Origin of the sequence: Bacillus sp. 165, from assembly GCF_017742235.1 — a bacterium.
Lineage (GTDB): Bacteria > Bacillota > Bacilli > Bacillales > Bacillaceae_G > JAGHKQ01.
Genome location: NZ_JAGHKQ010000001.1, coordinates 614,044 through 640,588, shown reverse-complemented (window position 1 = coordinate 640,588; position 26,545 = coordinate 614,044). Strand labels below are relative to the sequence as shown.

20 protein-coding genes are annotated in these 26,545 nt (G+C 38.9%); 18 read left to right on the top strand and 2 right to left on the bottom strand.

Translation table 11 applies throughout. From position 1 onward, the window contains the following. Positions 1 to 83: 83 nt before the first annotated feature. The 6 genes from hemE (at position 84) to J7Q84_RS03250 (ending at position 7,848) form a co-directional block, all read left to right on the top strand. The gene (hemE, locus tag J7Q84_RS03275; protein WP_209092948.1) at positions 84 to 1,130 is read left to right on the top strand and encodes a uroporphyrinogen decarboxylase; all 1,047 of its coding nucleotides are present in this window, start codon (positions 84 to 86) and stop codon (positions 1,128 to 1,130) included. An 18-nt stretch (positions 1,131 to 1,148) separates the two neighbouring features. Next, entirely contained in the window at positions 1,149 to 2,081 is a 933-nt protein-coding gene (gene hemH, locus J7Q84_RS03270; protein ID WP_209092947.1) for a ferrochelatase, read from the top strand. Positions 2,082 to 2,106: 25 nt separating this feature from the next. Beyond that, positions 2,107 to 3,534, top strand: coding sequence for a protoporphyrinogen oxidase (hemY, locus tag J7Q84_RS03265; protein WP_209092946.1), 1,428 nt, complete (start codon positions 2,107 to 2,109; stop codon positions 3,532 to 3,534). A gap of 249 nt (positions 3,535 to 3,783) precedes the next feature. Continuing rightward, entirely contained in the window at positions 3,784 to 4,356 is a 573-nt protein-coding gene (locus tag J7Q84_RS03260) for a TetR/AcrR family transcriptional regulator (protein WP_209093111.1), read from the top strand. 72 nt (positions 4,357 to 4,428) lie between these two features. Further along, a complete protein-coding gene (locus tag J7Q84_RS03255) occupies positions 4,429 to 6,570 on the top strand; it encodes a YhgE/Pip domain-containing protein (protein ID WP_209092945.1) in 2,142 nt (713 codons plus the stop codon). A gap of 264 nt (positions 6,571 to 6,834) precedes the next feature. Continuing rightward, positions 6,835 to 7,848, top strand: coding sequence for a LacI family DNA-binding transcriptional regulator (locus J7Q84_RS03250; RefSeq protein WP_209092944.1), 1,014 nt, complete (start codon positions 6,835 to 6,837; stop codon positions 7,846 to 7,848). 134 nt (positions 7,849 to 7,982) lie between these two features. Here J7Q84_RS03250 and yhfH read toward each other — a convergent pair whose 3' ends face one another. Further along, entirely contained in the window at positions 7,983 to 8,138 is a 156-nt protein-coding gene (gene yhfH, locus J7Q84_RS03245; protein ID WP_209092943.1) for a protein YhfH, read from the bottom strand. Positions 8,139 to 8,314: 176 nt separating this feature from the next. On the opposite strand from yhfH, the gene J7Q84_RS03240 reads away from it, so the two are divergent. The 12 genes from J7Q84_RS03240 (at position 8,315) to J7Q84_RS03185 (ending at position 26,301) form a co-directional block, all read left to right on the top strand. After that, on the top strand, positions 8,315 to 9,049 hold the full coding sequence (locus tag J7Q84_RS03240) for an MBL fold metallo-hydrolase (RefSeq protein ID WP_209092942.1): 735 nt from the start codon (positions 8,315 to 8,317) through the stop codon (positions 9,047 to 9,049). Between the two features lie 9 nt (positions 9,050 to 9,058). Next, positions 9,059 to 10,048: a lipoate--protein ligase gene (gene lplA / locus J7Q84_RS03235; protein ID WP_209092941.1), complete on the top strand. Its 990-nt coding sequence runs from the start codon at positions 9,059 to 9,061 to the stop codon at positions 10,046 to 10,048. Positions 10,049 to 10,209: 161 nt separating this feature from the next. Further along, entirely contained in the window at positions 10,210 to 11,754 is a 1,545-nt protein-coding gene (locus J7Q84_RS03230) for a fatty acid--CoA ligase family protein (protein WP_209092940.1), read from the top strand. Positions 11,755 to 11,918: 164 nt separating this feature from the next. Further along, positions 11,919 to 13,181 carry a M48 family metallopeptidase gene (locus J7Q84_RS03225; RefSeq protein WP_209092939.1) on the top strand — a complete coding sequence of 421 codons (1,263 nt, stop codon included), beginning with the start codon at positions 11,919 to 11,921 and terminating at the stop codon, positions 13,179 to 13,181. Between the two features lie 147 nt (positions 13,182 to 13,328). Continuing rightward, positions 13,329 to 14,918: a malate synthase A gene (gene aceB, locus J7Q84_RS03220; protein ID WP_209092938.1), complete on the top strand. Its 1,590-nt coding sequence runs from the start codon at positions 13,329 to 13,331 to the stop codon at positions 14,916 to 14,918. A 32-nt stretch (positions 14,919 to 14,950) separates the two neighbouring features. Then, on the top strand, positions 14,951 to 16,231 hold the full coding sequence (aceA, locus tag J7Q84_RS03215) for an isocitrate lyase (RefSeq protein WP_209092937.1): 1,281 nt from the start codon (positions 14,951 to 14,953) through the stop codon (positions 16,229 to 16,231). Between the two features lie 297 nt (positions 16,232 to 16,528). Beyond that, a complete protein-coding gene (locus J7Q84_RS03210; protein WP_209092936.1) occupies positions 16,529 to 17,119 on the top strand; it encodes a competence protein ComK in 591 nt (196 codons plus the stop codon). Between the two features lie 303 nt (positions 17,120 to 17,422). Continuing rightward, on the top strand, positions 17,423 to 18,022 hold the full coding sequence (locus tag J7Q84_RS03205; RefSeq protein ID WP_209092935.1) for a TVP38/TMEM64 family protein: 600 nt from the start codon (positions 17,423 to 17,425) through the stop codon (positions 18,020 to 18,022). Positions 18,023 to 18,065: 43 nt separating this feature from the next. After that, entirely contained in the window at positions 18,066 to 18,620 is a 555-nt protein-coding gene (gene lepB / locus J7Q84_RS03200; RefSeq protein WP_209092934.1) for a signal peptidase I, read from the top strand. Positions 18,621 to 18,741: 121 nt separating this feature from the next. Continuing rightward, the gene (gene addB, locus J7Q84_RS03195; RefSeq protein ID WP_209092933.1) at positions 18,742 to 22,248 is read left to right on the top strand and encodes a helicase-exonuclease AddAB subunit AddB; all 3,507 of its coding nucleotides are present in this window, start codon (positions 18,742 to 18,744) and stop codon (positions 22,246 to 22,248) included. Then, positions 22,245 to 25,976, top strand: a complete 3,732-nt coding sequence (addA, locus tag J7Q84_RS03190; RefSeq protein WP_209092932.1) for a helicase-exonuclease AddAB subunit AddA — start codon at positions 22,245 to 22,247, stop codon at positions 25,974 to 25,976. Before addB ends, addA begins: the two co-directional genes overlap by 4 nt. Before the next feature lie 22 nt (positions 25,977 to 25,998). Beyond that, positions 25,999 to 26,301: an HNH endonuclease gene (locus J7Q84_RS03185; RefSeq protein ID WP_209092931.1), complete on the top strand. Its 303-nt coding sequence runs from the start codon at positions 25,999 to 26,001 to the stop codon at positions 26,299 to 26,301. Between the two features lie 13 nt (positions 26,302 to 26,314). Here the strand turns inward: J7Q84_RS03185 and J7Q84_RS03180 are convergent, their stop codons facing one another. Then, positions 26,315 to 26,530, bottom strand: coding sequence for a spore germination protein (locus tag J7Q84_RS03180; RefSeq protein WP_209092930.1), 216 nt, complete (start codon positions 26,528 to 26,530; stop codon positions 26,315 to 26,317). Between the last annotated feature and the right edge of the window lie 15 nt (positions 26,531 to 26,545).

The following is a 26,545-nucleotide window of genomic DNA, read 5'->3' as shown; positions in this document are numbered from 1 at the left end:
GAAACAGGTATAGTTAATAGTAAAGAAAATCATAATTTATTTGTAGTTTTACGCTGTAAAGCTGATGAAGGGAGATTTGGGGTTTGGTACAACAATTTAATGACACATTTTTAAAAGCTTGCAGAGGTGAGAGAACAGACTTCGTACCTCTTTGGTATATGCGTCAAGCGGGACGATCACAGCCGGAATACCGCAAGATTAAAGAAAAATATTCTTTATTTGAAATTACTCATCAGCCTGAGCTGTGTGCTTATGTTACAAAGTTACCGGTAGATCAATATAACGTTGATGCTGCTATTCTTTATAAAGATATTATGTCACCGCTTCCATCAATTGGAGTAGATGTAGAAATTAAATCTGGAATTGGTCCTGTAATCGATAATCCTATTCGCTCCTTACAGGATGTAGAGCGCTTGGGAGAAATCCATCCGGAAGATGATGTCCCTTATGTGCTGGATACGATTCGGTTGTTGACAACTGAAATGCTGCAAGTACCTTTAATTGGATTTGCAGGAGCACCATTCACATTAGCAAGCTATATGATTGAAGGGGGACCTTCCCGCAATTATAACAAAACAAAAGCTTTTATGTATTCAGAACCAAAGGCATGGTTTGCATTAATGGAAAAATTGGCAGATATGACTATCACATACGTAAAAGCACAGATTAAAGCAGGTGCAAGAGCAATCCAAATTTTTGACTCTTGGGTAGGAGCATTAAATGTGGCAGATTACCGTACATTTATTAAGCCTGTGATGGAACGTATTTTCTCCGAGCTTCGAGAAACCAATGTGCCCCTTATTATGTTTGGGGTAGGCGCAAGTCATTTAGCAAATGAGTGGAATGATTTACCTCTTGATGTTGTCGGTTTAGATTGGCGTTTATCAATAGATGAAGCACGTGAGCGAGGTATCCATAAAACAGTACAAGGGAACCTTGACCCTTCTATATTACTTGCGCCATGGGACGTTATTGAAGAACGAACAAAAGCTATTTTGGATCAAGGAATGAAGCAACCTGGTTATGTATTTAACCTTGGACATGGAGTATTCCCTCAAGTACAGCCGGAAACGTTGAAGCGACTTGCGGCGTTTGTTCATGAATATTCCGCAGCAAAGTTATCTAAGTAGTAAAGGGGTAGTCACAAAATGAAAAAACGAATGGGTCTGCTTGTAATGGCATATGGAACGCCGTATAAGGAAGAAGATATTGAACGTTATTACACACACATTCGCAGAGGGCGTAAGCCGAGTCCGGAAATGCTGAATGAGCTGACAGAACGTTATCAAGCAATTGGAGGTATCTCTCCGCTTGCTAGAATTACGCTTGAACAAGCGGAGCAGCTAGAGCAAAAGCTGAATATGATACAAAATGAAATTGAGTTTAAGATGTATTTAGGTTTAAAGCATATTGAGCCGTTTGTAGAAGATGCTGTGCAACAGATGAAGGAAGATGGTATTGAGGAAGCGGTTAGCCTTGTACTTGCACCTCATTATTCTACTTTTAGTGTCAAGTCGTATAACGGACGTGCAAAAGAAGAGACTGAGAAAATAGGCGGCCCTGTTATTTATGATATTGAAAGCTGGTATAAACATCCAAAGTTTATTCAATATTGGGCAACCAAAGTAAAGGAAACCTACGCAAGTATGACAGAAGAAGAACGTGATAGTTCAGTTCTTATTGTTTCTGCACACAGCTTGCCGGAAAAAATTATTACAATGGGTGACCCGTATCCAAGTCAATTACAAGAAACAGCTGATTTAATTGCGGAAGCGGCAGGAATCAAAGAATATCAAGTAGGCTGGCAAAGTGCGGGAAATACTCCTGATCCATGGATTGGACCTGATGTTCAGGATCTAACTCAGGAACTGTTTGAAAAACAGGGGTATAAAGCATTTGTATATATTCCAGTGGGATTTGTTGCAGATCATCTAGAAGTATTATATGACAATGATATTGAGTGTAAAGCGGTAACGGACAAGATAGGAGCAAGTTATTATCGTCCTGAAATGCCGAATGCGCAAGAGGAGTTTATTGCATGTTTGGCAGATGTTGTAATGAATAAGGTTCATACCGTTTAGTGATATAGCAGAGGAGGAGCAGCTGATGAACAGGGAAAAAAAGCGTATCGTCATTATCGGCGGTGGGATAGCAGGAATTACTGCGGCCTATTATCTGCAAAAAGAAGCGAAACAAAAGAACTTACCTATTGATATGACCTTAATTGAGGCATCCGCGAAGCTAGGCGGGAAAATTCAAACCATACAACGTGAAGGATATGTGATTGAGAGAGGACCGGACTCATTTTTGGAGAGAAAAGAAAGTGCAGCACGTTTGGTTCGAGAAGTAGGTCTAGGGGATACCCTTGTGAACAATACGGCTGGTAAATCGTATGTTCTTGTGAATGGTCAATTGCACGGAATTCCGCAAGGGTCGATGATGGGGATCCCTACTCAAGTTACTCCGTTTCTGTTTTCTAGCTTATTTTCTCCAGTTGGCAAGATTCGTGCGGGTTTTGATTTTGTGCTGCCCCGTTCCAAGCCAAAATCAGATCAATCACTCGGGGAGTTTTTTAGAAGGAGGCTTGGAAATGAAGTGGTGGAAAATTTAATTGAGCCGCTTCTTTCCGGGATTTATGCCGGAGATATTGATCAAATGAGTCTCATGGCTACGTTTCCGCAGTTTTATCATGTTGAGCAAGAGCACAGAAGTATCGTTGCTGGGATGCGCACACTAGCTCCGCCAAAGTCTAAGGATATAAAGCCGAAAGGCATCTTCCTTACATTGACAAAAGGATTGCAATCGTTAGTGGAAGCAGTGGAAGAAAGATTGACGGAAGGTACGATTTTGAAAAGTACACGTGTTGAAAAAGTCATTAAACGGGGGCTGGAATACACTGTTACTCTCAGTAATGGAAAAACGATAGAGGCAGATGCAGTTATTGTGGCAACTCCACATACTGCGTTACCAACAATGTTTTCCCAGTATAAGGAACTATCTTTTTTTAGACGGATGCCTGCTACTTCAGTAGCAAACGTCGCGCTTGCGTTTCCAGTAAGTGCTATTCAAAAGGATATCGATGGTACAGGTTTTGTTGTGTCGCGAAACAGTGATTATACTATCACCGCATGTACATGGACACATAAAAAGTGGCCTCATACAACGCCGGCAGATAAAGTATTGCTTCGTTGTTATGTTGGTAGACCGGGGGACGAAGCAATTGTGGAGCAGCCGGATGATGAAATTATAAAATTAGTATTAGAAGATTTGAACAAAATAATGGATATTACAGCGGAGCCTGAATTTGCGGTAGTAAGCAGGTGGAAGGACGCTATGCCACAATATACAATTGGTCATAAAGAGAGAATGGAAAAGCTCAAAAAATTTATCAATCGAGAGCTGCCAGGTATATACTTTGCAGGAAGCTCTTATGCGGGTACTGGATTACCAGATTGTATTGATCAAGGTGAGGCAGCTGTTAAATATGTGTTAGATTATTTGTTATTTGAACAAAAAGAGGCTGCAGTACAATAAAATAAGACCCTTATTGCAAATGCGGTAGGGGTTTTTTTGAATTACAAAAGGGTATCCAACGAAGGAAACCTTGTGTATGCTATACACAGATTGTTCTAGCGAGGAAATGTGAGAGGCTATAGCAGAAGGGAAAGCGAACAAGGGCGGTTAGGTTGGAATATAAAATTGCATTGTATGTTCTTATGTGATAAAATACGTTCATACTAAATGACCAAAATGTCCATTCAGTTATTTCTGGAGGTGTGAGCTCTGACAATTGATCGAAAACGCTCCATTATAGAAGCAGCTACTAAGTCGTTTGCTTTGTTTGGGTACAAAGCAACAACAATGGATCAAGTCGCAAAGATGGCCAATGTAGGGAAAGGCACGATTTATACGTTTTTCAAAAATAAAGAAGAATTGTTCGACGATATTGTTTCTAACTTGATTTGTGAAATGAAGCTTGTGGCAGAAAATGCTATTGATCCACGGTTACCGTTTTTTGAAAATGTGCATCGTGCTCTATATAGTATTTTGGAATTTCGTAAAGATCACCAGCTTACTATTAAATTGTTTCAAGAAGAAAAAGAGGTTGGAACTCCTACAGTTCAGGCAGTACTGCAAAAAATTGATACTGAAGTAATTTCTTTTATAAAAGAAAAACTTGAAATAGCCATTCAAAAAGGGGAAATCCAACCATGTGATCCAGAGCTTACTGCTTTTGTAATGCTTCGTCTATACATTGCACTCATTTTTGATTGGGAAAAGAATCGCAAGCCGCTTGAAAAAGAAAAAATTGCAGAGTTGTTTCAGCTTTACTTGCTAAAAGGATTGTCTAAATGAGATAGTCCTTATTCTTATCACTAAAATGACTAAATGAACAAAATGGTCAATTATTTTAAGGAGAGGAAATATATGAGAGGATTTACATTGCTAGGAAAAGAACTCTCGGCGATTGTGACAAATAAAAAACTGTTGATCTCGGTTATGGCAGTCCTGTTTATTCCTATCTTATACAGTGGCATGTTTCTCTGGGCATTCTGGGATCCATACAAGAGTCTTGATGAGCTTCCAGTTGCTGTTGTAAACAATGATAAAGGAGCAATATATGAGGGAGAACAGCTGAAAATTGGAGAAGATTTTGTTGATAAATTGAAAGAAAGTTCGAATTTTAAATGGGATTTTGTAAGTGAAAAGCAGGGAAGCGAGGGACTTAAGAACAGGAAATATTATATGATGGTTCGCATCCCAGAAAATTTTTCTTCGAACGCAACAACCTTGTTAGATGAAAAACCAAAGCACTTAGAATTAGAATATATTCCAAATGAAAGCTATAATTTTTTATCATCTCAAATGGGAAACACTGCAATGGAAAAAATTAAAGGAGAAATATCTGCCACATTAACAGAAACATATGCGGAGCAAATGTTTGATTCTATTAAAGAGGTATCAAATGGATTAGCACAGGCAGGAGATGGCGCAACGAAGTTAAATGAAGGGTCTGCAGATGCTGAGGCAGGGGCGGAGCAAATTCGTGATAATTTAAAGATACTTGCTGAAAAGTCTATTGCATTTAAAAATGGATTAAATGACGCTTCTGAAGGGTCATTCAAGGTAGAAAACGGATTGAATGACTTATCAAGCGGGATTGGACAATTATATAATGCACAGGGTCAGTTATATCAAGGTGGAGAAGAAATTCAAGGTGGCTTACAAGAATTGCAAAGTAAAATGCCGATGCTCGTAAATGGCTCGCAAAATTTAAAAAATGGTGCGGATCAATTAGCAACAGGTGTTGCAGAATGGAAGGCTGGAGCTGTATCAACAAATGAGGGAGCCAAAAGAGTTGTGATCGGCGCAAAAGAATTACAAGAGCAGCTTCAACCCATTTTAGGCTCCTCTATACTAACAGAAGAGCAGAAGGAAGCATTACAAAAAGGACTTGATGAACTAGTGGCAGGAAGCCAACAAGTTGCGGATGGAACTGATTTATTAGCTCAAAAAGCAGAAGATATTAATATGGGTGTATCTCAGCTTTCACAAGGGGTTAGTCAGTTGAATGCAGGACAAGTACAAGCGGCTGGAGGGATTTCACAGCTTGAGCAAGGGCAAACTGAATTTTTGAGAAACTTTCAGGTGTTTGGAAGTAAGCTTGGTGAAGCGCAAAATGGTGCAAAGCAATTGACGGACGGAAGTGCTGCATTGTTATCTGGTTTAGGACAATTATCAACAGGCTCTATCCAAATGGTTGAAGGTGTTGGAAAGCTGGCGGAAGGTTCCAGTCAATTAACAGATGGTATTGGTCAAATCAACGATGGAACGGGAGAATTGGCGAATAAATTAAATGAAGCAGCTCAAGAGACTGGTGAAGTTAAAGGGAATAAAGATAAGTATAATATGCTTGCGCAGCCGGTAGAGATTAAAACAAATAAAGTTGCACCTGTACCAAACTACGGAACAGGAATTACACCGTACTTCTTATCTATAGGGTTGTTTGTTGGAGCGTTAGTAACCTCTATTGTTTTTCCTTTACGTGAGACAGTGGGGGCTCCAAAATCTGGTTTCAGCTGGTTTGTTAGTAAATATGGTGTATTATTAGGGATAGGTTTACTCCAATCACTTATAGCAGACATCATACTCTTAATGGTATTAGGTATTAACGTAGAGAGTGTTTCATTGTTTATGCTGTTCAGCTTTATTACAAGTGTCACTTTCTTAACATTAGTACAATTTTTAGTAACAGCATTCGGTGACGTAGGACGCTTCTTAGCGATTATCACTTTGGTTTTACAATTATCAACAAGTGCAGGAACATTCCCGTTAGAATTGATTCCTAAATCATTGCAAATCTTTCATGGATGGTTGCCGATGGCATATTCTGTTTCTGGATTTAAAGCGGTCATTTCAAGTGGGGATTTCAGTTTTATGTGGGAAAATATAGGTGTTTTATTAGTGTTTATAGCAGCTATGGCTTTAGCAACCATTATAACTTTCACAATCTTTCATAAGCGTTATTCTAGCTACAATATAAAACAAGGGACAACGGCAGAGATGTAATCTCTCGCCGTTGTTTTTTTAAAAGAAAGTGTATGTTTTTACAATATATTAACGAGATCGTTTTAAAGCTTGAGAAAACAAGCTATATAAGCTTAAAGTGCTGGGAGCACAATGTACCTTTACGTATATTTAGTGAATGATGCATGGAGTTTAGAAAGCAGTATGAGTGTTGAGCACTTTTCTTAAAAATAGATTGAAAGTTACATAAGCATAATATATAATGTACAATGGTAACGCTTTCATTTTTTTTAGGGGGAGAGGAATGTGTCAACAATCGAGGACGTGGCTAAATTAGCGGGGCTATCTAGAACAACCGTATCAAGAGTGATTAATAACCACCCGTACGTATCTGATGACAAGAAAAAACGCGTGTTACTTGCCATGAATACGCTTGGGTTTGTGCCTAATTCAGCAGCGCGCAGATTACGAAATCAAAAAACAGAAACAATTGCGGTGTTAGTCCCTCGGGTGACCAATCCCTTTTTTAGTAAATTAATAGAGTCTTTAGAAATGGCTGCTTCTGAGTACAATTACAAATTAATTATATGTCAAACAAGATATTCATCTGAAAAAGAACTTGAATATTTACAACTTCTATCTACTAAGCAAGTGGATGGCATTATTTTATGCTCTTTGCAAAATGATTGGGGTAAAATTGAGCCGTTTTTACAGCATGGTCCTATTGTTTTATGTAATGAATATACAGAAGAAGCGGAAATTCCTACAGTCAAGTTCAATCAAATTGAAGGTGCTTATACGGCAACAAAGCACTTATTAGAACAAGGCCATCGCCGATTGTTATTTTGCAGCGGCAGTGAGGAGAGCATGGTCGTTCAGCATAGAAAAAGGGGATTTTTACGCGCAGTGGCCGAATATAAACAACAAGTAGAGTATATCGAATTTTTAGAAAACGCTTACGAAATTGAGGACGGCCGCAATATTTTCCATAAAATCACAAGCATGAAAAAATCTCCTACTGCCGTTTTTGCTGGGGGAGATGAGGTAGCAGCAGGGATTATTTCAGAGGCAAAACGCCATCAATGGAATGTACCGGAACAGCTCGCTATAGTGGGATTTGATAATCAATTGCTATCAGAAATTACGGAACCGACTATTACAACCGTTTGTCAGCCTGTTGATAAGATGGCAAATAAGGTTATTGAATTAATGATAGAAAAAATCCACACGAAACGATATAGACAAAAAGAAGTTCATGAATTTGATTTAGAGCTGAAAATAAAGGGATCTACCATGAATACTGTAATGATGTTAGCCTAGTAAGTACTTACTAGGCTTTTTTGTATCTTGTAATTGAATTTAGTTCAAAGTTGTTATACAAAAGCCCTGCGCATTATTATGTGCAGGGCTTTTTCTGTATGATACAGGCCGATCTATTTAATTGTACGCTTACTTTATGCTGTTTCTTTGCTTGAACTCCAATATTCTGTATCAATACAATTATCACACTTATTATGATACGCTTCATGCTGTTCTTCAATTTCTTTTCCGCAATCCGTACAAACTTTTGGTGGTAAATTTCTAAAAAATTCTACTGCGCTACCTAACATGTATATCCCCTCCAATAGTTCTGATTAATAATATTGTATTAAAACAGATTGACTATGTCAACTTCTGTTTTATAACAAAAATCAAAATGATGAAAATGTCTAGAAAATAGATTATAGTGAAGAAGTAAGGAGAACACTGAATAGTGCAGAAGACGTATTGGTGAAAGGGTGAACACATGAAAGTTACAGTTGTCGGTTACTGGGGGGGATATCCCGAGGCTGGTGAAGCTACAACAGGATATTTATTTGAGCAAGATGACTTTCGATTACTTATAGATTGCGGCAGCGGTGTGCTGTCACACTTGCAAAAATACATAGCACCAGAACAGCTTGATGCTGTATTAATTTCGCACTACCATCATGATCATGTGGCAGACATAGGGGTATTGCAATATGCGCGCCTTATTACAAGTCTAGGGAGAGATAAGCTGCCGGAACTGCCTATTTACGGACATGCGGCAGATAAACAAGGATTCGCCTCTTTGACGCATGAACCATATACAAAAGGTATTGCATATAAACCTGAGGAAGCTTTACAAATTGGACCATTTTCTATTACTTTTATGAAAACCAAGCATCCTGCTGTTTGTTATGCTATGCGTATAACTGGAGGCGAACAAACAGTAGTATTTACGGCAGATTCCAGCTATCTTTCAGAATTTGTTTCCTTTGCAAATAGAGCCGATCTTTTTATTTGTGAGTGCAATTTATACGAAAATCAGGATGGGGCAAAAATAGGTCATATGAATAGTAAAGAAGCAGGAAGCATTGCGAAAGAAGCAGAAGTTACAGAGCTGTTGCTTACTCACCTGCCTCATCAGGGGAATATACAGCAATTAGCAGAGCAGGCAGGTAAAGTATTTGAAGGTAAAATTACACTAGCACATAGCGGATATACATGGGAAAGCTGAGGTAGACGTATGCTTTATATTGATAATAAAGGAATCACAGATCCAACAATCAATTTGGCGATTGAAGAGTATTGCTTGAAAAATTTAGATGTTAATGAAACATACTTACTGTTTTATATCAATGAGCCTTCTATAATTATCGGGAAGAACCAAAATACAGCTGAAGAGATCAATGCAAATTATGTGAAAGAAAAAGGTATTCATGTGGTAAGGCGCTTATCTGGAGGCGGTGCGGTTTATCATGATTTGGGAAACTTAAACTTTAGTTTCATAACGAAGGATGATGGGGAAAGCTTTCACAACTTTAGAAAATTCACAGAGCCCGTTATTGAAGCGTTGCAAAAGCTGGGTATAAAAGCAGAGTTAAGCGGTCGTAACGATATTTTGGCAGAAGGACGGAAAATCTCTGGTAATGCCCAATTTTCCACTAAAGGAAGAATGTTCAGTCATGGCACATTATTGTTTGATTCTCAGATTGAGGATGTTGTTTCAGCTTTAAACGTAAAGCTGGATAAAATTCAGTCGAAGGGAATTAAGTCTATTCGCAGTCGTGTGGCAAATATTAGTGAATTTATACAAAGAGATGTGACAATTGAGCAGTTTAAACAATTACTTCTGCAGTCAATTTTTAATACAGACGACCTTATTCCTTCCTATGAGTTGACAGAGAATGATTGGGAAGCTATTTATAAATTGTCTGAAGAGCGCTACCGCAATTGGGAATGGAATTATGGAAAATCTCCAAAATTCAATGTGCAGCACTCTCACCGCTTCCCTGTAGGACAAATCGATGTCCGTTTGGAAGTGACTAAAGGTGTTGTGGAAGAATGTAAAATTTATGGAGACTTTTTTGGTGTAGAAGACGTGAAAGAACTTGAGCAGCGTCTGATTGGTCTGAAGTTCGATAAAGATGAATTTCAATCAGCTCTTGCTGATATGGAAATGCAAAGATATTTTGGTAATATAACACAGCAAGAGTTCATTTCCTTATTTTTCTAAATAAGTAAAAAGAAAGGGAGTGGTGTGAACATCGCTTCCTTTCTTTTTTATTTTTATTTTTCAGTAAATTTAGACATATTATATTGTATGTCTAACCTTCTTCCAATATAATGTATATAGAATTTTAATAATTTTATATTTTCTGACAAGGAGGTTTATTTATGAATCTAATTTCTTCATTAATGGAAACCGTGCAAAAACACGGCGATCGAACAGCTTATATATTTCAGGAAAAAGAGACGTCATATACAGAGCTGTATAATGAGATAACGATGTTTGCAAGCGGCTTACATAAGCTTGGAGTAAAAAAAGGTGACCATGTTGCGCTTCTTTTAGGCAATTCTCCTCAGTTTGTAGTTGGATTATATGGAGCAATGTACGCAGGAGCTACTATTATTCCAATTAATCCTGTGTATACACCAGATGAAATCTCGTACATTATCCAAAACGGAGATGTAAAGACTGTTATTGCTTTAGATGTACTTTCGCCTATCTTAGAAAAAATAACAAACAAACTACCTTCTATCGAACACATCATTGTATGCTCAACCTCACAAGAAACCAACGAACAGAACGTATTTTTACAAAATGAACAAATGCAACCGTTTACAAATGTGCTCTCTGCTGGAGACTTAGATTTTCCGGCTGCACCTATTGAAGAAGAAGATACGGCTGTAATTCTTTATACTTCTGGTACAACAGGAAAACCAAAAGGCGCTATGCTGACGCATAAAAATTTATACAGTAATGCTAGAGACATAGGATGGTATCTGCAATTTTCAGAGAATGATAAAATTATTGCCGCGCTTCCAATGTTTCATGTTTTCTGTTTAACAGTAGCATTAAATGCACCTTTAATTAAGGGATCGACAATTCTTATCATGCCTAAATTCAGCCCTTCAGAAATTTTTAATATTTCTCAGAAGTATAAAGCAACAGTATTTGCAGGTGTCCCTACGATGTATAATTTCTTGCTGCAATATTCAGAAGGAAATGTGGAAGATTTACAAACGCTTCGTCTTTGTATTTCTGGAGGCGCTTCCATGCCTGTTGCCTTGCTCGAAAATTTTGAGGAAAAATTCACTGTTATTGTTGCTGAAGGATACGGTTTGTCTGAAGCATCTCCTGTTACGTGCTTTAATCCGCTGGATCGTCCAAGAAAAGCGGGTTCTATTGGAACAGATATCATTAACGTAGAAAACAAGATAGTTAATGAATTAGGAGAAGAAGTTCCTCATGGTCAAGTAGGAGAACTGATTGTTCGCGGTCCAAACGTAATGAAAGGGTACTATAAAATGCCGGAGGATACAGCTGCAACTATTCGAGATGGCTGGCTGTATACTGGAGACTTGGCAAAGAGAGATGAAGAAGGGTATTTTTATATTGTAGACCGTAAGAAAGATCTCATAATTGTAGGCGGCTATAATGTGTATCCACGTGAAGTAGAGGAAGTACTATACAGCCATTCAGCTGTAGTAGAAGCAGTTGTGCTTGGTGTTCCGGATGATAGCTTTGGTGAAGCGGTGAAGGCATTTGTGGTACGCAAGCAAGAGTCTCTTACAGAAGAAGAGTTGCTTGCGTATTGTAAAGAGCATTTAGCCAAATATAAAGTACCAGCCACTATTGAATTTTTAGAGGAGCTGCCTAAAAATACAACAGGAAAAATTTTACGACGTGCTTTAAAGCAGCAAATCATACATGCATAAAAACAAGCTCTCTGTCATTTGGCAGGGAGCTTATTTTTATTGCTTATATTTCTATTCAACTAATTCTACTTGAGCAAACTTTCCGATGCTTGTTCTAATTTTGAAGTTGTCCGCTAAAATAATAGTACATACATCAGTTTGAACGATAAGGAGGAGGACATCACATGCGCAAGGTGATAGGTTGGTCGCTTATTTTATATGTGTGTTTTGGTGTGTTTATATACTGGTATTTGTATTATGGGAGCAGTTCGGCAATTCCGGCTGCGTATAAGGGAAGCAGTGCAGATCCCCATACGTTTATGAGTGCACGGGAGTTGATCCTATCGCAAGAATATTCTGTGACGAAATACTTGCTGTATTTCTTATCTACTCCTTTAGAGTGGATTATCTTATTATTTTTATTGGTAACAGGGGTTTCAAAACGATTGGAGACATGGGCAAAAGAGACGACGTCAAAACAATTTGTACATATCGGTATTTATTTGCTCTATTTATCATTAATTACAACGCTGTTATCCCTTCCGTTACAATGGATTGGCTATCAAGTCTCCAAATCATATCAAATTTCTGTTCAAACCACTCAAAGCTGGATTAAGGAGCAAGTTATTGATTTTTGGGTTAATTATGGGCTGATGTTTGTCGTTGTAGCTGTATTATTTTTATTGATACAAAAAAGTCAAAAGCGTTGGTGGTTGTATGCTTGGGCATTATCCATACCGTTCACTGTGTTTTTAACATTTATTCAGCCGGTTATCATTGACCCATTATACAATGATTTTTCTCCTCTAAAAAATAAACAACTAGAGGGGAAAATTCTGCAACTTGCTGAGCAAGCGGATATACCGGCACAGCACGTATATGAAGTCAATATGTCAGAAAAGACAAATGCCCTTAATGCATATGTAACAGGAATAGGGTCTAATTCACGCATTGTTCTATGGGACACAACATTGAATAGATTAAAAGATAATGAAATTTTATTTATTATGGCTCATGAGATGGGACATTATGTTATGAAGCATATTTATTGGGGAGTAGGGGCTTATATTCTCCTCTCGTTTATTGGATTGTATTTAATTAGTAAAATAATGAATTTTATGATTGCGAGGTATGGAAAAACACTTAAAATTTCAAGTGTTGCAAGCTTTTCTTCATTACCTCTTTTACTGCTTATCATGTCTATGCTTTCGTTTGCAGTAAACCCTCTTTCAAACTATGTATCTCGCATGGAGGAGCATGCGGCAGATCAGTATGCTCTTGAGATGACCAATAACAGCAAAGCCGCAGTTGAAACATTTCAAGAGCTTTCCAAGTCAAGCTTAAGTCAAGTGAACCCGCCGGGGTTAGTCAAATTTTTCTTTTACACACATCCGACTATTTTTGAGAGAATTAATTATTTTGAGGAGTATGGAAAGGGAAAGCGATAATGAAAAACGTCTATCGATAAGATAGGCGTTTTTTTATTTCAGAAAAAATTTCCAAAAAAGTCTTCCTTTTCAGAAAAATTGTTATATAATATATAAAAGAAAAAACAATCTGTTATAAAACAGTAATATAGTAAAGGAGATGTGGATATGTCTATACAGACATCAGGAGTCACGATAGCTGGCTCGTTGGCACCTTTTTATTCAGAAATCCTGACAGAAGATGCTTTGAAGTTTGTGAAATGTTTGCACGAGCAATTTAATGAGCGCAGAAATGAATTGTTACAGCTTCGAAAGGAAAAACAAGAAAGAATTAATAAAGGCGGATTACCGAGTTTTCTCAAGGAAACAGAGCATATTCGAAATGCTGACTGGACAGTTGCTCCACTTCCACAGGATTTGCAAGATCGTCGCGTAGAAATTACTGGACCGGTTGAACGGAAAATGATTATTAATGCATTAAACTCCGGTGCAAAGGTATTTATGGCTGACTTTGAAGATGCTAATTCCCCTACTTGGGAAAATGTAATAGATGGCCAAATTAATTTGCGTGATGCTGTAAAGGGGACTATTTCATTCACCAATCCGAATGGAAAGCTATACAAGCTGAATGAACAAACAGCAGTTTTAATGGTACGGCCACGCGGCTGGCATTTAAATGAAAAGCATGTCGTAATTAACGGAGAAGAAATGTCTGGAAGTCTGTTTGATTTTGGATTGTATTTCTATCATAACGCTGCTACTCTTCTTGAAAAGGGAAGTGGACCGTACTTTTATTTACCGAAGTTGGAAAGTCATTTAGAAGCAAGGCTATGGAATGATGTATTTGTATATGCACAGCAGTATATGGGTATTCCTGTAGGAACAATTAAGGCAACGGTGTTATTGGAAACTATCCACGCAGCCTTTGAAATGGATGAACTGTTATACGAGTTAAAAGAGCATTCCGCAGGTTTAAACTGCGGGCGTTGGGATTATATTTTCAGTTTCTTGAAATGCCTTCACAAACATGAAGAGTTCCTTCTGCCAGACCGTGCACAAGTGACAATGAACGTACCGTTTATGAAGGCATATTGTGAGCTTGTCATTCAAACATGCCATAAAAGAAATGCACCAGCGATGGGGGGAATGGCAGCGCAAATCCCAGTGAAAAATAATCCGAAGGCTAATGAAGAAGCATTTTATAAGGTAAGAGCAGACAAAGAGCGGGAAGCCAATGCTGGCCATGATGGGACATGGGTAGCCCATCCGGGACTTGTACCAGTTGCATTAGAAGTATTTGACCGCATCATGACAACGCCAAACCAAATTCATAAAAAGCGGGAAGACGTACATGTTACAGAACAAGATCTCCTTGAAGTGCTTCAAGGAACGATTACAGAAGAGGGACTCCGGACTAATATTAATGTTGCGATTCAATACATTGAATCTTGGCTGCAGGGAAGAGGCGCAGCACCTATTTATAACCTTATGGAAGATGCGGCTACTGCCGAAATCTCTCGTGCTCAAGTATGGCAATGGATTCGTCATCCCAAAGGGGTACTAGAAGATGGAAGAAAAGTAACATTCGAGCTGGTGGAGCAACTAAAAGAAGAAGAGTTAGAAAAAATTAAACTGGAATGCGGAAAGAGCTATTTTGAGAATGGACGATTCAACGAGGCGGCAGCACTGTTTGAGGCTCTCGTAGAAGATGATGCATTCCAAACGTTTTTGACACTTTCTGGGTATGACGTATTATAGATTGCTAAATTAATATAGAGGAGATTAGAATTATGACAAATGAAAGAATTCAAAAGTTACAAGAAAGCTGGGAGTTAGATTCACGTTGGAATGGTGTTACGCGTCCATATTCTGCTGAAGATGTTATTCGGCTGCGTGGTTCCATTGATATTGAACATACATTAGCACGCCGCGGTGCAGAAAAACTATGGGGCTTGCTTCATACAGAAGATTATATTAATGCACTTGGAGCATTAACAGGAAACCAGGCGATGCAGCAAGTAAAAGCAGGGTTGCAGGCGATTTACTTGAGCGGCTGGCAAGTTGCGGCTGATGCAAACCTAGCTGGTCACATGTATCCAGACCAAAGCTTATATCCAGCAAACAGTGTTCCGGCAGTGGTAAAACGTATTAATCAAACGCTTCAGCGCGCTGATCAAATTCAGCATATGGAAGGAAGCGGAGAAACTGATTATTTTGTTCCGATTGTAGCTGATGCAGAGGCTGGATTCGGCGGACAATTGAACGTATTTGAGTTAATGAAGGGCATGATTGAAGCAGGTGCGGCAGGCGTCCATTTTGAAGATCAGCTTTCCTCTGAGAAGAAGTGCGGTCATTTGGGTGGGAAGGTATTGCTGCCAACGCAAACAGCAGTACGCAACTTAATTGCAGCTCGTCTGGCAGCTGATGTTATGGGAGTACCAACGCTTATCGTTGCAAGAACGGATGCGGATGCAGCAGATCTTATTACAAGCGATATTGATCCTGTCGATCAGCCGTTTATTACAGGGGAAAGAACAACAGAAGGATTTTTCCGTACAAAAGCAGGATTGGACCAAGCGATTGCAAGAGGTCTTGCCTATGCACCGTATGCAGACCTGATTTGGTGTGAAACCTCTGAGCCTAACTTAGAAGATGCAAAGCGCTTTGCGGAAGCGATTCATGAGAAATTCCCTGGAAAATTATTAGCCTATAACTGCTCTCCATCCTTCAACTGGAAGAAGAAATTAGATGATGCAACTATTGCCAACTTCCAAAAAGAAATTGCGACGTATGGTTATAAGTTTCAATTCGTGACCCTTGCCGGATTTCATTCCTTGAACTATGGTATGTTTGAATTAGCACGAGGATATAAAGAACGCGGTATGGCGGCATACTCTGAATTACAGCAGGCGGAATTTGATGCAGAGCAATACGGGTATAGTGCAACGCGCCATCAGCGTGAAGTAGGTACAGGTTACTTCGATCAGGTAGCGCAAGTTGTTACAGGAGGAACATCTTCTACCACCGCATTAAAAGGCTCTACAGAAGAAGAACAGTTTGCTGATAAGTAACGAGGAAAGACTGTCTCACATGGAGGCAGTCTTTTTGGTGTGAAGACAAGAAAAAGTGGAGTTTTTTATGTTTTGTTTTTTTGATAAAGGTAAAGCAAATTCAAGCAGATATAAAAGTCATAAAACAAACGTTTCCTATGTAGCTAAGCACATAAGGGGGGTGGAAAGAGAATTTGTTTGTTTATGTAAAATTATGTAAAAATTCTCTAACTTCCCTCATTTAATATTCGCTTTGTGATAAACTCGAAAACGTAGAAGTACTAAGATTTTCTTACAAAATTTGGAGGAGTGAACCTTATGAAAAAAACATTGGAAAAGTATTTACCAGAATATATAGTCAGTGGAGCAACTATGGCCGTCCTTCCTGTTACGACAAAAGATAAGAGGGTAATCACTCTTATATTAGAGGAGGAGGATTTGTTTCTTGTGCTCAAAAAGCCAGTAGAGGTTATTGAACAAAGCTGCAAATATTACGGTTCAAGTTATATTGGTCGTAAAGAAGGGACAAAAGAATTAATTGGTGTTACTCACAAAGCTCCGACAGCAATCAGTCCGACAGATAATTTGTATTTTTTTCCTACAACATCATCTGTCCGTAAGGAATGCGCCTGGCTTTCTCATTTCCATGTAGCAAGCAATAAACAAATACTGCATGGCACTCTTCTTGTAACACTAACAAATGGACAAACTTTGAAACTCGATATGTCTAAAGGGAGTTTTGATAATCAACTGTATCGTACTGCACAGCTTCGTTCCGCATTCGAAGATCGAAAAAAACATAAATCTTTTGTTACCTTTAGATTTGCGGAAAGCAATCAAATTTTTGAACCTCATCAAGATTATGAAAGACAATATCTAACTTTTTTGGATGAAGGAAAAGAAGAGTAACTATAAAAGAATCCTATGTCATTGTGACATGGGATTTTTTTAGGGAGTATAACATTTACGGGTACTGTTCTTTTTTCTTTCGTTGAGTGTATTATCATTCTTGTCATATGTCAGATAGAAATGAATAACTATGAACGTGTAGTGAAAAGAACGACAGTAGAGAAGGGGTTCACTCATCTAGATGCTTGGAAGAGAGTAGTAAAAAAATAATCTTATTCAAGGTAATTCCTTAGAGGAATTAGAAAAGAATGGTACAATACTAATACAAAGGAAGTTATGAAAAGAAGGAGAATTTATACATATATGGATTTACATGCTATAAAGGAATATATGACAATTGAAAATATACAAGAGCTGCTGCGAAGCTATCGTGCGTTCGGACCGCTGTTCGGCATTTCTCTGACATTGGTGGAAGCGTTTGTGCCTGTATTGCCGTTGTTTGCATTTGTAATGGCAAATGCTGCAGCGTATGGACTGTGGGCCGGTTTTTTTTATTCTTGGCTCGGTTCTTGTATCGGGGCACTGCTGCTTTGTTTAATCGTTAGAAAGTATGGCCGGCACCGTTTTTTTTCCTTTTTAAATAAGCACCCGAAAGTGCGTCAGTCGATGCGTTGGATTGAGAGAAAAGGGTTTGGCCCGATTTTTATTCTTTATTGCTTTCCATTTACTCCATCAGCATTAATCAATGTTGTTGCCGGTTTGTCTCGAGTGAGCATGAAGCAGTTTATGCTGGCGCTTATGCTTGGCAAGGTTGTGATGGTTCTAATGATTAGCTATGTGGGATTTGATGCGTTAGCACTAATCCACAAGCCAATTCGAACTATTATTGCTGTAGGCGGTATTTTTCTCTTATGGTATGTTGGGAAGAGAATTGAGATAAGGCTGGAATTACATAAGAAATAAGCATTGGTATGTATGTTTGTTACAATGAAGGGGGGAAAATGAGATGAGTAAAAAGCTGAAAAAAGAGGGAATGGAATGGATTAAAACAATTGGGATTGGTATTATACTGGCTATCTTCTTTCGAACATTCTTTTTTTCTACGTATGTTGTAGAAGGAAAGTCTATGATGCCAACATTGCAAGACGGTAATTTATTGGTTATCAATAAAATCGGCTATCAGATTGGAGAGCTGCATCGCTTTGATGTTATTGTATTTCATGCAAATAAACAGGAAGATTATGTAAAAAGAATTGTTGGTTTACCGGGAGATCGTTTATTTTATAAAGACGATGCGTTATACATAAATGGTCAGAAAGTGGAAGAGCCATATTTAGATGCTTATAAAAAGCAAATGGTTGGTAGCCCGCTGACAGGAGATTTTACTCTACAGAGTATTACTGGAGAGCAAGTAGTACCGCCTGGGCATATTTTTGTTCTTGGTGATAATCGCTTGGCCAGTCAAGACAGTCGCTATTTCGGGTTTGTGAAGATTAATCAGATTGTTGGAAAAGTGGACCTTCGTTATTGGCCTGTACAGGAGACTGGGACAAAATTCTAAAAGAAATCCACCTGAAATAATCAGGTGGATTCAATTTTATCACGATAGAACATATGTACTAGAGTGTGGTATGAATGGTAAAATAGAGTATAGGAATTTGTTATATAAAGGTGGGAAGTATATGTCACTTCAATTTGTTCTTGGACGTGCCGGAAGCGGGAAAAGCGAGTATTGTTTGCAGGAAATCGAAAAAGCAAGTAAGAACGATCCTTTTGGAGCAACAATTTTATATATTGTACCAGAGCAAATGACGTTTCAAGCACAGCAAGCGTTAGCTGCAAGGCTAGGAGGGGCAATTCGTGCTCAGGTATTCAGTTTTACGCGCCTAGCTTGGAAGGTGCTTTTAGAAACAGGCGGAGCCAGCCGCCTTCATATTGATCAAGTCGGCATTAACATGTTGCTGCGCAAAATTGTAGAGCTGAAAAAGCAAGATTTGAAGGTGTTCCAAAAAGCTGCGGAGCAAAATGGTTTTTTTGAACAACTAAGCACAATGATTGCAGAGCTGAAACGATACAATCTGAATCCTGCTGAGCTGTATTTACAGCAACAGGAGTTGGAATTGACTAGTACGAAAACAGAAGATGCGCTTCTTGCGACAAAGCTTCACGATTTGCATCTGCTTTATGAAGAATTTGAAAAGGCGCTGATAGGCAAATATCTAGATTCAGAAGACTATCTTCGCCTGCTTTGTCAAAAGCTTCCTTTTTCTCGATATGTAAAGGATGCAGTTATATATATAGATGGTTTTCATACGTTTGCCCCGCAAGAATTAGAAATAATCAAAGGGTTACTAAAGCACTGCGAAAGAGTCAATGTTTGTCTAACTCTAGAGGAACCATGTGAAAATAGGGACTTAGATGAGCTTTCCCTATTTTTTATGTCATCTAAGACATATCAAAGGGTATATCAGCTTGGGAAAGAATTACAAACTCCAATCCATTCTCCTATTGTGTTAACAGGGCAGCAGCGCTTTGTTAAAAGCTCATCTCTTGCCCATCTAGAAGAATACTATGATGTGCGTCCATACAAGCCGTTTTTTGATGATGCAGATATTACTATTCATTCGGCAGTAAATAGAAGAGCGGAAATCGAAGGAGCTGCTCGTGAGATAAGAGAGCTGGTACGTACAGGGTATCGTTATCGCAACATAGCTGTTATGCTTCGAAATGGTAATGATTATTATGATTTAATCAAGACCGTTTTTGAAGATCATGATATTCCATACTTTATTGATCAAAAAAGATCTATGCTGCATCATCCGCTTATTGAGTTTATTCGCTCTTCTTTGGAAGTGATACATGGACATTGGCGCTACGATGCTGTATTCCGCACGATTAAAACGGAGCTGTTATTCCCGATAAAGAGCAATAAAAAGCAGATACGTGAAGAAATGGATGAGTTTGAAAACTATTGCTTAGCTTATGGTGTTCAGGGAAGTAAATGGACAAACGAAATGCCATGGACTTATAGAAGGTACCGAGGTCTTGAAGGGGTTTCTAGCAGGCATACGGATGAAGAACTAGAATTTGAGCAGAAGATTAATCAATTGAGAATGCTTGTGGCAGAGCCACTGCTGCTGCTGCAGAAACGGTTAAAGAGAGCGAAAAGCACGAGACAAATGTGTGAAGCTTTATATTTATGTTTAGATGAATTAAAAATACCTGAAAAGTTAGAGGCTATGCGGGCAGAAGAAGAGAAAAAAGGAAACTTGATTTTCGCAAGCGACCATGAGCAAGTATGGAAGGAAGTCGTTGCCCTGCTAGATAAATGTGTGGAAGTATTGGGTGAAGAAAAACTGTCGCTTGATATGTTTATCAAAATAATAGGAACAGGATTAGAGTCGTTAGAATTTGCTAATATTCCTGCTTCATTAGATCAAGTAATTGTTGCGAATATCGACCGCTCACGTTTGTCTGACGTCCAAGCCGTTTTCGTGGTTGGGACAAATGAAGGGGTTATTCCAGCCATTCCATCTCAGGATGGTATGATTTCAGATGAAGAACGGGAAGTTTTGCTAGACTCAGGGATAGAATTGGCACCATCAAGCAGGCAAAAGCTGCTCGATGAATCCTTTGTTATCTACAATGTATTAACGAGGGCGTCTCGAAAATTATATCTCTGTTATCCACTGGCAGATGAAGAAGGAAAGGCTCTGTTGCCATCAAGTTTACTAAAACGTATAAAAGGATTGTTTCCTCGTATTGAGGATGTATTTATTACAAATGACGTAAGTGATGTAGCTAGAGATAAGCAATTTGCTTATGTGACGAACCGGACCATGACACTTTCCTATTTAACACAGCAGCTGCAGCGATGGAAAAGGTATGGGCTGCAGGAAGACCTTTCTTTTTGGTGGGATGTTTATAATTTTTATATTACATCTTCAGAATGGAAGAACAAGAGTATTCGTGTGTTGTCGAGCCTTTTTTATCAAAATCAGGCAAAAACTCTTGGTACAGATATCAGTCGCCAACTGTACGGAGAAGATATTCAGGGCAGCGTCTCTCGAATGGAGCTGTTCCAGAGCTGTGCATATGCCCACTTTGTACAGCACGGCTTGCGCTTAAAAGAGAGGGAGTTATTCAAACTGAATGCACCTGATATTGGACAGCTTTTCCATGAAGCATTAAAAGCAATGGCTCATCGTCTTCTTGAAGAAAGAAGAGGGTGGGAAGACTTGACTAGAAAAGAATGTGAGTATTTAGCTAGTGAAGCTATTGAACAGCTAGCTCCCTTGTTGCAGAAGGAAATCTTACTCAGTTCTAACCGCTTTTACTATTTAAAGAGAAAATTACAGCAAATTATCTCACGAGCCTCCATTATTTTAAGTGAACATGCAAAAGCAAGCGGGTTTGTCCCCGTGGATTTGGAGGTGCCGTTCGGATTTGGAGAAAAGACGCTTCCTCCGATGCAGTTTCAGCTTCAAAATGGAATACAAATGTCTGTAGTCGGTCGAATTGACCGTGTAGACAAGGCAGAAAATGAAAGTGGAACATTTTTACGAATTATCGACTATAAGTCCAGTGCAAAAACATTGGATATGGGTGAAGTATATTATGGTTTGGCTTTGCAGATGCTTACTTATTTAGATGTGGTAGTCACTAACGCAAGTAAGTGGGTAGGGCGCGGGAAAGATGTCACACCAGCTGGAGTATTGTATTTTCATATCCATAATCCAATGATTGATATTAAAAAAGATATGTCGCCGGAAGGCATTGAAACAGAAATTTTAAAGAAATTTAAAATGAAAGGCCTTATGCTGGCAGAAGAAGAGGCAGTTCGTCTTATGGATAAAGGGTTGGAAACAGGACATTCCAATATTGTATCAGCCGGTTTGAAAAAAGATGGTACATTCTATTCTAGTTCAGCTGTAGCAAGTGAACAAGAATTTGCTGTGTTAAAACAATATGTGCGTAGAACGTTTGAGAAAATTGGCACTAATATTACAGAAGGGGTTATTGATATCGCTCCTTATAAGATGAAGGAGAAAACTCCGTGTACATTTTGCGAGTTTAAATCGATTTGTCAATTTGATGAATCGCTTGAGGATAATCAATATAGGGTACTGCGCCCATTAAAAGGAGCAGATGCATTGAATAAGATGAGAGGGGAGAGTGAGAATTCATGATACCGAAACCGGAAGGAACACAATGGACAGATGATCAGTGGAAAGCGATAGCTGCAAATGGTCAGGATATTCTAGTAGCGGCAGCTGCTGGTTCGGGGAAAACCGCAGTTCTTGTAGAGCGCATTATCAAGAAAATTACTAGTAACGAAAATCCAATCGATGTAGATAGTCTGCTCGTTGTAACATTCACAAATGCCTCGGCTCAGGAGATGAAAATGAGAATCAGCGAAGCATTAGAGAAGGAATTAATGATGAATTCTGCTTCTTCTCATTTAAGAAAACAACTTAGCTTAATTGGCAGAGCATCTATTTCAACTATTCATTCTTTTTGTTTGGAAGTGATTCGTACCTACTATTATTTATTGGATATTGACCCTGGATTTCGGATTGGCAATGAAACGGAAATTCAGTTGCTACAAGAAGAAACATTAGAAGAGATTTTAGAGGATGAGTATGGTACACCAGATAATGAGCTGTTTTTCGATTTAGTAGATTGTTATACGGGAGATCGCAGCGATACTGATTTACAAGAAATGATTTTGAAGCTCTATACAGAAGCGAGAGCTCATCCAAATCCCGAACAATGGCTTGATGGCCTTGTAGAGCTTTATCATACAGAAGGGAAAACAATAGACGATTTACCATATAAAAAGCCGTTGATGGATGATGTTATGCTTCGTCTAGAAACAGCAAGATATTCCTTGGAAAAAGCAATAGTGTTAACGAATCAGCCGAATGGGCCCGTTCCTCGCCTTGAAACGTTTGAAGCAGACAAAATGCAGCTAGATAACCTTATCTCGGCAGCAAATACCTCTTGGCAAGCTCTGTATGAAGCGATGCAAAACGTGAGCTTTTCGAGCTTGAAGCGCATAAAAAAGGAAGCGTACGATGAGGATTTGGTTGAACAGACACAGAAACTGCGTGATAAACAAAAAGAAATTATAAAAAATCTTCAAGAAGAATTATTTACAAGAACACCTCAACGTTATTTGGCGGATTTAACATTAATGCATCCGCTTTTGCGAAAATTGACTAACATTGTGAAGCTCTTTGCGATCCGTTTTCAAGAAGTGAAACGTGATAAGGGCTTGGTAGATTTTACAGATTTGGAGCATTTGTGCTTGGAAGTATTGAGAGATGCTTCTGCAAAAGGCAGTGAGTTGATACCTTCGCCAGCTGCCCTGCAGTATCGCGAAAAGTTTGCTGAAGTTCTTATTGATGAATATCAGGATACAAACTTTGTACAAGAGTCTATTTTAAAGCTTGTGACAAGAGGTACTGAAGCAAATGGGAATTTATTTATGGTCGGGGACGTGAAGCAGTCAATCTATCGTTTTCGTTTGGCTGAGCCTGGTTTATTCCTTGATAAGTATAAACGGTTTACTCCTCACGGGATAAATGGGGGGATGAAAATCGATTTATCCAAGAACTTCCGTAGCCGTTCGGAAGTTCTTGATGGTACAAATTTTTTATTTAAGCAAATCATGGGAGAGTCTGTAGGGGAAATCGAATATGATGAAGAAGCTGAACTGAAATTAGGAGCAAGCTACCCTGAATCCACACAAACAGACGCAGAATTTCTTGTTATAAACCGTGAAGCGGGTGTTGATAAGGAAGATGATGAGAATACGGATAATGGTGAATATGATTTACTTGATTTAGAATCGTCCCAACTTGAAGCGCGGTTAATTGCACAGAAAATAAATGAGCTTGTTGCAGGCGGATATGAGATATATGATCGAAAGCATAATACGATGCGGCCTGTTTCGTATCGAGACTTTGTGATTTTGCTACGCTCCATGCCATGGGCACCACAAATGATAGAGGAATTTAAAAAGTATGGTATACCTGCTTATGCTGAGCTTACAACAGGATATTTTGAAGCAACGGAAGTCAAAATTATGTTAAACCTTTTGCATATCATTGATAATCCGGCACAAGATATCCCGTTAACGTCTATACTGCGTTCCCCTATCGTAGGATTAACAGACGAACAATTAGCTAGTGTGCGTATTCATATGAAAAAAGATTCCATTTATAAAACCATCACCTCTTATTTAGAATACCAATCATTACAGGATGATCTATTTGAAAGGCTCCAATGGTTTATGGCTCACTTAGATGAATGGCGCAGCATTGCGCGTCATCAATCATTATCGGAACTGATTTGGAAACTCTATCGCGAGACCGGATACTATGATTTTGTAGGAGGATTACCGGGCGGTAAGCAAAGGCAAGCAAATTTGCGTGTTTTATATGATCGTGCTCGTCAATATGAAGCAACAGCATTTCGAGGGTTGTTTCGTTTTCTTCGATTTATAGAGCGGTTAACAGATCGAGGAGATGATATGGGAACTGCAAAAACATTAGGAGAGCAGGAAGATGTAGTACGTATTATGACCATTCATAAGAGTAAAGGGCTGGAGTTTCCTATTGTGTTTGTAGCGGGATTATCAAGGAAATTTAATACACGGGATATAAATAAGCGCTATTTACTTCATAAAGACTTAGGATTTGGTTCAAAATTTGTAGATCCCAAAAAACGGATAACGTATACTACGCTGCCGCAATTGGCCATTGGCCGAAGGATGAAAATGGAACTAATTTCCGAAGAAATGCGTGTGCTGTATGTGGCACTTACACGTGCGAAAGAAAAGCTATATCTCGTTGGAACGATAAAGGATGCAAATGCACAGTTAGAAAAATGGATAGAAGCTGGCGAGCATGACCAGTGGGTGCTTCTTGAACATACGAGAGCACAAGCGACTGCTTATATTGATTGGATAGGTCCTGCTTTGATGAGACATAGAAGCAGCACTGAAATAACTTCTAGGCTGCCGCAAGTACCGGAGGAAATCCGTGACTATCCTGCTAAGTGGCATATGGAAATAGTCGAGACAGATACACTACTTGCGGCAGAGCCAGAGGAACAGCAACAGAGTCAAGAGCTATTAGAAACAGTTCGGCAACAGCAAGAGGTATCTATTGAAAGTACCTATAAACCACAGGTATACGAACGGTTAATGTGGCGTTATGCCTATAATCAAGCTACTACTCATCGTGCAAAGCAATCAGTTACCGATATTAAGCGAAATTATCAGCAGTCAGAAGATGAAGGAGATACAAGGTTCATTACTCCTTTACGAATACCGATACAGGAACGACCACGTTTTATGGAAAGGAAGGGTCTGACTGCAGCGGAGAGAGGAACTGCTATGCATACCGCTATGCAGCATATTGATTATAGGGGCGTGATTACAAAAGAAAGTGTGCAGCAACAGTTAGCAAAAATGGTAAATAATGAATTACTCACGCAAGAACAGGCAGAAAGTGTGGAAGCAGAAGCGATTGTAGCATTTTTTGCATCGCCTCTTGGGAAGCGCATGCAAGACGCCAAAGCTGTTCATAGAGAAGTGCCGTTTACGATGATGCTAGAGGCTAAGGATACGTATCAAGATTGGACAGGCGGTAGAGAAGAGGTTCTTGTTCAAGGGGTTATCGATTGTCTTATGGAAGAGGAGGGGGGCATGACCCTTGTTGACTTTAAAACCGACAGTATCAAAAGGTTTACTGGAGGGTTTATGGAAGCACAACCAATATTAGAAGAACGTTATCGCAAGCAGCTCCATCTGTATAGTCTAGCAGTTGAGAAAAGTCTTCAGCAAAAAGTAAAGGAAAAGTATTTATATTTTTTTGATGGGGGCTATATACTACAGATAGAAGATTAAATTTTAATACGGAGATTTGCAGATGAAAAAGCAGTTAGGAGTTTGTGAGTTATGTGGCCGGGAAGATTTGCAAATTACTGTGCATCATTTAATACCGAAAGAAATGGGCGGAACGTTTGGTCCAATTGCCAATCTTTGTCTTGCTTGTCACAAACAAATTCATGCATTGTATACAAATGAAGAGCTTGCGGGTCGTTTGTATACAATTGAAGCATTGCAAGCAGATCAACAAATTGCTTCGTTTTTGAAATGGGTTTGCAAGCAGCCGTCATCGAAATTGGTACGTACCAAAAAATCAAATGAGCGAAAGCATAAAAAGAGGTGATGAACACCTCTTTTTATGCATTTGCTGTTTGGTTTTGATCGTTTACATCAGGGTCCAATGTATTTGTAGCATTAACTCCGCTGAAGGTATTAATAACAATTCCAACATTGGAAGCGCCTGATCCGTTATACGATTTGGAGTTTTCTTTCGGTGAAACGTTATAAAAGTCTCCTAGATTAAAAGAGCCATTACTATTTTGCACCAATACATTTCCTACAAATGAAGGCATGATTTTCACCCGCCG

Excerpts from the sequence above, each read along its gene's own strand:
- hemH (WP_209092947.1), top strand. The coding sequence starts at position 1,149 with ATGAAAAAACGAATGGGTCTGCTTGTAATGGCATATGGAACGCCGTAT.
- hemY (WP_209092946.1), top strand. The coding sequence starts at position 2,107 with ATGAACAGGGAAAAAAAGCGTATCGTCATTATCGGCGGTGGGATAGCA.
- J7Q84_RS03255 (WP_209092945.1), top strand. The coding sequence starts at position 4,429 with ATGAGAGGATTTACATTGCTAGGAAAAGAACTCTCGGCGATTGTGACA.
- yhfH (WP_209092943.1), bottom strand. The coding sequence starts at position 8,138 with ATGTTAGGTAGCGCAGTAGAATTTTTTAGAAATTTACCACCAAAAGTT.
- J7Q84_RS03240 (WP_209092942.1), top strand. The coding sequence starts at position 8,315 with ATGAAAGTTACAGTTGTCGGTTACTGGGGGGGATATCCCGAGGCTGGT.
- lplA (WP_209092941.1), top strand. The coding sequence starts at position 9,059 with ATGCTTTATATTGATAATAAAGGAATCACAGATCCAACAATCAATTTG.
- J7Q84_RS03230 (WP_209092940.1), top strand. The coding sequence starts at position 10,210 with ATGAATCTAATTTCTTCATTAATGGAAACCGTGCAAAAACACGGCGAT.
- J7Q84_RS03225 (WP_209092939.1), top strand. The coding sequence starts at position 11,919 with ATGCGCAAGGTGATAGGTTGGTCGCTTATTTTATATGTGTGTTTTGGT.
- aceB (WP_209092938.1), top strand. The coding sequence starts at position 13,329 with ATGTCTATACAGACATCAGGAGTCACGATAGCTGGCTCGTTGGCACCT.
- aceA (WP_209092937.1), top strand. The coding sequence starts at position 14,951 with ATGACAAATGAAAGAATTCAAAAGTTACAAGAAAGCTGGGAGTTAGAT.
- J7Q84_RS03210 (WP_209092936.1), top strand. The coding sequence starts at position 16,529 with ATGAAAAAAACATTGGAAAAGTATTTACCAGAATATATAGTCAGTGGA.
- J7Q84_RS03205 (WP_209092935.1), top strand. The coding sequence starts at position 17,423 with ATGGATTTACATGCTATAAAGGAATATATGACAATTGAAAATATACAA.
- lepB (WP_209092934.1), top strand. The coding sequence starts at position 18,066 with ATGAGTAAAAAGCTGAAAAAAGAGGGAATGGAATGGATTAAAACAATT.
- addB (WP_209092933.1), top strand. The coding sequence starts at position 18,742 with ATGTCACTTCAATTTGTTCTTGGACGTGCCGGAAGCGGGAAAAGCGAG.
- addA (WP_209092932.1), top strand. The coding sequence starts at position 22,245 with ATGATACCGAAACCGGAAGGAACACAATGGACAGATGATCAGTGGAAA.
- J7Q84_RS03185 (WP_209092931.1), top strand. The coding sequence starts at position 25,999 with ATGAAAAAGCAGTTAGGAGTTTGTGAGTTATGTGGCCGGGAAGATTTG.
- J7Q84_RS03180 (WP_209092930.1), bottom strand. The coding sequence starts at position 26,530 with ATGCCTTCATTTGTAGGAAATGTATTGGTGCAAAATAGTAATGGCTCT.